The organism is Brucella pecoris (assembly GCF_006376675.1).
Taxonomy (GTDB): domain Bacteria; phylum Pseudomonadota; class Alphaproteobacteria; order Rhizobiales; family Rhizobiaceae; genus Brucella; species Brucella pecoris.
This window is the reverse complement of sequence record NZ_VEWK01000001.1, coordinates 677679-683678: the sequence shown is the minus strand read 5'-3', so window position 1 is coordinate 683678 and position 6000 is coordinate 677679. Positions and strand designations below refer to the sequence as shown.

Here is a 6000-nt window from a genome sequence, read left to right as displayed (position 1 = left end):
CGCGACCTGCTTGGCATCGCCGCAAATGCCGACCGTGATCTTCTTGGTGAGGCCGATGCGATCCGGGTTGATGTCGATCTGGATGATCTTGGCGTCCTTCGGCCAATAGTCGATGCCATAGCCGGGCAGCGTCGAGAACGGATTGAGGCGGGTGCCGAGCGCCAGAACCACATCGGCCCTGGCGATCAGTTCCATCGCGGCCTTGGAGCCGTTATAGCCGAGCGGGCCTGCAGCAAGCGGATGGCTGCCGGGGAAGGCATCATTATGCTGGTAGCCGCAGCAGACCGGCGCATCGAGCCTTTCGGCAAGCGCGATGGATTCCGGGATTGCGCCGCCGATGACGACACCGGCACCGTTGAGAATGACCGGGAATTTTGCTTCGGTCAGAAGCTTTGCAGCCTCGGCAATGGCGTCGCGCCCGCCGCTCGGACGCTCCAGTCGCACGATCTGCGGCAGGTCGACATCAATCACCTGCGTCCAGAAATCGCGCGGAACGTTGATCTGCGCCGGTGCGCAACCGCGCCACGCCTTCTCGATCACCCGGTTCAGCACTTCGGGAATGCGGGTCGCATCGCGCACTTCTTCCTGATAGCAGACCATCTCCTCGAACAGCGCCATCTGTTCCACTTCCTGAAAGCCGCCCTGCCCAATGGTCTTGTTGGCAGCCTGCGGCGTGACCAGCAGCATCGGCGTGTGGTTCCAGTAGGCCGTCTTGATGGCGGTCACGAAGCCGGTCACACCCGGACCGTTCTGGGCAATCGCCATGCCCATCTTGCCGGTCACACGCGTATAGCCGTCGCAGATCAGCGCCGCATTCGTCTCATGCGCACAATCCCAGAACGTAATGCCTGCCTTCGGAAACAGATCCGAAACCGGCATCATCGCCGAACCGATGATCCCAAATGCATGCTCTATCCCATGCATCTGCAGAACCTTAACAAACGCTTCTTCCGTCGTCATTTTCATGGCGAGTACCTTTCCTTGCAATTCAGAGAACTTCGTCTTTCAGCGCATACCAGCGATACATCGCGCGTTGGCCTATGCGCCGAAATGGCGTCAGCATGCCGTAGCTCGGCAGTTCGGAGGTGAAGATCGGCAGGTCCAGCCCTTGTCCTTGGCCTGTCATCAATTGGGCGACCCGGCGTCCGGCCTGTGCGGAATACATCACGCCGTTGCCACCGTAGCCCATGGCATAGTAGATTTCCTGCGTCGGATCGGGACGATAGATGCGGGGCATCATGTCATGGCTGACATCGACCCATCCCCACCAGGAATAATCGATCTTGATGCCGGTCAGCGCCGGGAACTTCCGGTAAAGCCCCGAAAGCAACAGATCGTAATATTTCCGGTTTGGCGCATCGGCTCCCGTAATGGCGCTGCGGCTGCCAATCTGCATCCGCCCGTCCGGCAGAAAACGATAATAGTGGCGAAGCGTCCGCGTGTCGGTCAGCGGAATGCCGGTCTTGGGACCGCAAGCTTCTATCTCATCCGGCGTCAGCGGTCGCGTCACGATGGAGTTCGACAGCACCGGCATCAGCCGATATCGCGTTAACGGGTGAAGGCCGGGCGAGGTGTATCCCGCTGTCGCAAAACATACCTGTCGCGCCTTGACCGTACCGTTCGGCGTGTTGAGATGAAAGACATTACCGTTCTTCCGGCAGCTAAGGACCGGACTTGCGGTATGCACCTTTGCACCCAGCTTACGGGCAAGCCGAAGATAGCCAAAGGCGAGTTTTGCGGCGTGAATGCCTATGCCGTCCGGCTCGTACATAGCCCCGTGCGCCTCCTGATCGCGGATGAAGTCGCGGTGAATCTCATCGCGACCAACCATGCGCGTCCGATAGCCGAACACCTCATTCAGCAGACGGGACTCCTTCTCCAGCGATGGAAGGACCTTGTCGCGATGGGCAATGTAAAGATGACCGCCATCCTGCGGATCACAATCTATTTCCGGTTCGGCAATGAGTGCGCGAAAGAGGTCGAAACCTTCAGCAATTTCCTTATGCAATTTCCGGGCGACATCGACGCCCCAACGCTCGATCCATTGCGAACGCTTGAGCCGCCCGGCTGAAATCTGCGCTTGGCCGCCGTTGCGGGTGCTGCATCCCCATGCAACGCCATTCGCTTCCAGTACCATGGCTTTGACGCCGTGATCCCGGGCGAGATGGATCGCTGCCGAGAGGCCCGTATAACCTGAACCGACGATGACGACATCGGCATCAACGTCTCCACGAATAGGGCCGTCATCCTCCGGCGCCGGTCCGGCAGTACCGATCCAGTATGTCGGTGCATAGTCGCGGCCTTGTCCGGGCGTCTTCGAAACCACCGGATCATAGGCGGGATCGAATGGCTGGGTGGCGGAGAAACTGTTGAGTGTGTGGGTATCCATATGCCGGTCCTCCAAATCACCGACGGACATTGTTGGGGCTTACGCCTTCAGCAAAGGCCGGTTCTTGCGGAATGCCTGTTTGCGGACGATCTTGCCGTCACGCTGTGTGAAGAGATCGCAGCCCTCGGCCTCGACGCGCGCGCCGGTGGCGTCCGTTCCGCGAAAGGTCCATTCGGACACGGCACGGTCGCCGCTCACGAAGTGCCTGTGCCCATCCCATTTCACATCGGGCATAGCAGCCCAGACGCTAGAGAACGCCTTGGCGATGGCATCCTTGCCTTCGAGACGGGTGCCGTAAACTTCCTCGCCGCCGATGGTGTAGAACACGCAGTCATCGGAGAAAAAGGCCATGATCGCGTCGATGTCGTGCCGGTTGAAGGCGTCGAAGAGGTCGGAAAAATGCTTCTCTGTGAGTTGTCCGGCGGACATTCGAATGCTCCTTGATGCGTCTGAAATCTGCCCTGGTTTCGGGCAAAGCTTCCCTGTGGCGCGGCAGAATTGCCGCGCGATTGATGTTGTGAATGGGATTTCGGTCGGGCTGTTAAACTGGTTGTATCGCCATCAGACTTTGCCCTTCCACGGGATGAGGACCTTTTCCATGTAACGGATCAGAAGGTCGAAGGCGAAAGCGAACACGCCGATGACGATGATGCCCATGATGACGGTGTCGCTGGCCAGAAACTGTGCCGCGTTGAGCACCATGAAGCCAAGACCACGGTGGGCTGCCACCATTTCTGCCGCCACAAGTGTTGTCCAACCCACACCAATTCCGATACGCATGCCAGTGAAGATTTCCGGCATAGCCGCTTTCATGATGACTTGGGTTATCACCTGCGTCCGGGATGCGCCCATCGCATAGGCCGCATGGATCTGTTCTGTGGACACGGAGCGAACGCCGGCTCTGGCCGCGATCGCCATCGGAGCGAAGATTGCCAGGAAAATAAGGAACACCTTCGGGAATTCACCGATACCAAGCCAGATGATGATCAATGGGAGATAGGCAAGGGGCGGCAGCGGTCGGTAAAACTCGATAATCGGGTCCAGTACGCCACGAACGACATTGCTCATGCCCATCATGATGCCGATAGGGATCGCCGTGATACAGGCAATTGCGAAGGCGCCTAATACACGTCCAAGGCTGGCGAGCGTATGTTCGGCCAGAGTGGAGTTTGCCACGCCATCTGTCATGGCGACCACGAACTTGCCATAGACTGCAAAGGGAGAGGGGAGAAAAAGCGGCTTGACCCAACCCATTCCCGTCACGAGAAACCATAGTCCCAGCAGGGCGAGCGCAGTGAAAAGACTGATGAAGCCGCTGTTACCATCGCCGGGAGCGCCGTAGATCTTACCGGGCTTGACTGGCCGCGCCCGAGTAAAAAACTCAAGCATGGACCAGTTCCGGGTTTCCTGATGCACGTTCATCGCCATAGATAATCCCCAGAATTGTCTCACGCATCTTGATGAAGTCGGGACTGGACTTGACGGCGCGCGCGTCACCGCATTCCAGAAAGCGTCGGTTGAAATCCAGATCATATGTATGGGTGATCCGTCCGGGACGTGGCGACATGACGATCAACCGCGAACCGAGAAACAAGGCCTCTTCGACGCTGTGAGTGATGAAGAAGAACATTTTGTTAGTCACTTGCCAGACCCGCAGAAGCAATTCCTGGATCGTTTCGCGAGTAAGGGCATCGAGCGCTGCCATGGGCTCATCCATGAGCAGCATAGCAGGGTCGCAAGTCAATGCGCGGGCAATGCCGACACGCTGCTGCATACCACCGGAAAGCTGATAGATCTTGTGATTGTGAAAGTCCTGCAAGCCTACCAGTGCGAGGTTCTTGGCAGCGCGTTGGCGCCGCTCAGCTTTCGGTACACCCTGAAGCTTGAGGCCGAACTCGGTGTTGTCGACGACATTCAGCCAGGGAAGAAGAGCGTGCTTCTGGAAGACGACACCTCTATCGGCGCCGGGACCACGCACTTGCCTTCCGCCAAGCGTTATTTCCCCTGCTGACGGGATCATGAACCCCGCCATGAGGTTGAGAAGCGTGGTTTTTCCGCAGCCTGACGCACCGAGCGCCACTACGAAATCCCCGCTGTCGATCCGCAGATTGACACCCTTTAGCGCAATCACGGCTTCTTCCACATAAAGACCAGGATAGGTCAGGCTGACATTCGATACGTTCAAGGTTTCCATGACGTCACCTTTCGGGAACGAAGGAGCGGTTCCGGTATAACCAGATTTCACAATAATACAGGAACCGTCTCGGTTCAGCGGCTTGCCCGAAAGCCAGCCGCTGGCGGAGGCGCTTGAATTACTTCACGTAATTACTTCGCTGCAGCTTCGGCAAAACTGCCGTTTACATTGCCGCTATAATCATCCAGAGCCTGATCCAACTGTTTCTGACTGACAAGGAATTTCGCGCTCTGGGTAACGGATTTAAGTGCCCCGCTGTCCTTACCGCCGCCAAGCCATGTCGGCGAGGCCTGTTCTTCCGCTGTGGGGAAGGACAACAGCGCGAGTGCGCCGGGTATGTCAGCAGCATTGCCGCCGATCAGCTTGACCATGCCTTTGACCTGTTCGGAATCGGCTGTCCATTGGCTGCCATTGGCTTTGTAATCGGCATAGGCGTCCTTCAGCACCGTTGTGAAGGCGGTCATGAATTCCGGATTTTCGCTGGCGAAGCTCTTGTCCACAACAAGTCCGTCGAAGGTCGGAACGCTTTTCGCACCGATTTCTTCCGAATTGGCAATTTCTTTGCCTGTCTTGAGGATCTCGGAAAGTGCTGGTGGCCAGACATAGGCCGCGTCGATATCGCCGCGCTGCCAGGCGGCAACGATTTGTGGCGGCGTCATGTTGAGGATTTCCGCGTCACGCGGATTGATCTTCCAGATGTCGTCCATGCCAACGAGAAGATGGAAGTGGGAGGTGGAAACGAACGGCACACCGATCTTCTTGCCCTTGAGGTCTTCCGGCTTCTCAATGCCGGAACCCTCGCGCGCCACCAAGGCTTCTGATTTGCCGATGTTGTCGAGGATCCAGAAGAGTTGAAGTTCGACACCGCGCGTGGCGGCTGCTGCGATACCTGTCGAGCCGATCACACCAATGGGGACATTGCCCGAGGCGAGTGCGGTCGAGATATCTCCACCCGAGGCGAACTGGCGCCAGTCGATCTTGTATCCGGCTTTCTCGGCTGCCGCATCGAACTTACCATCTGTGATCGCGGTCAGAAAGGGACCGACGATCTGCTGATAGCCGACCACAACCGTGGTTTCGGCATAGGCTGCAGTCGTTGAGAACGCTGCTACAGCCGAAAATAACACCACCCGTTTTATGCTATTGAAATAGTTCATGGAGTTCCCCTTCCATTTACGAACCATGCCTGACTTGGTCACGACTGCTGGCGTTTTTCGCCAATCTTCAGTTCCAGTTACAAACGATAGCCATCTCATCAGTTTTGCCTTATATCCAGTTGGAATAGTCAATAAGTCCAGTTTGGCGATCGAGATGGCACTGCCCGCGAGCCGGGCATGCACACATCTTGCCACCGGAATTATTCCATGGGGAGACGCAGAAAGAAGAAACACTATTGCTAAGTGGAGCCCGAAGCGGA

At 57.2% G+C, this 6000-nt stretch carries 6 protein-coding genes; all 6 read right to left on the bottom strand.

The features are described from left to right. On the bottom strand, positions 1 to 966 hold a 966-nt coding region (locus FIB18_RS03140; RefSeq protein WP_268898971.1), incomplete at its 3' end, for a thiamine pyrophosphate-binding protein. A gap of 22 nt (positions 967 to 988) precedes the next feature. Next, the gene (locus tag FIB18_RS03135; protein WP_140019371.1) at positions 989 to 2389 is read right to left on the bottom strand and encodes an NAD(P)/FAD-dependent oxidoreductase; all 1401 of its coding nucleotides are present in this window, start codon (positions 2387 to 2389) and stop codon (positions 989 to 991) included. A 39-nt stretch (positions 2390 to 2428) separates the two neighbouring features. After that, entirely contained in the window at positions 2429 to 2818 is a 390-nt protein-coding gene (locus FIB18_RS03130) for a nuclear transport factor 2 family protein (protein ID WP_140019370.1), read from the bottom strand. 132 nt (positions 2819 to 2950) lie between these two features. Continuing rightward, positions 2951 to 3778: an ABC transporter permease subunit gene (locus FIB18_RS03125; protein ID WP_140019369.1), complete on the bottom strand. Its 828-nt coding sequence runs from the start codon at positions 3776 to 3778 to the stop codon at positions 2951 to 2953. Next, a complete protein-coding gene (locus FIB18_RS03120) occupies positions 3771 to 4583 on the bottom strand; it encodes a taurine ABC transporter ATP-binding protein (protein WP_140019368.1) in 813 nt (270 codons plus the stop codon). The genes FIB18_RS03125 and FIB18_RS03120 overlap by 8 nt, the downstream gene beginning before the upstream one ends. A gap of 131 nt (positions 4584 to 4714) precedes the next feature. After that, entirely contained in the window at positions 4715 to 5740 is a 1026-nt protein-coding gene (tauA, locus tag FIB18_RS03115; RefSeq protein ID WP_140019367.1) for a taurine ABC transporter substrate-binding protein, read from the bottom strand. Between the last annotated feature and the right edge of the window lie 260 nt (positions 5741 to 6000).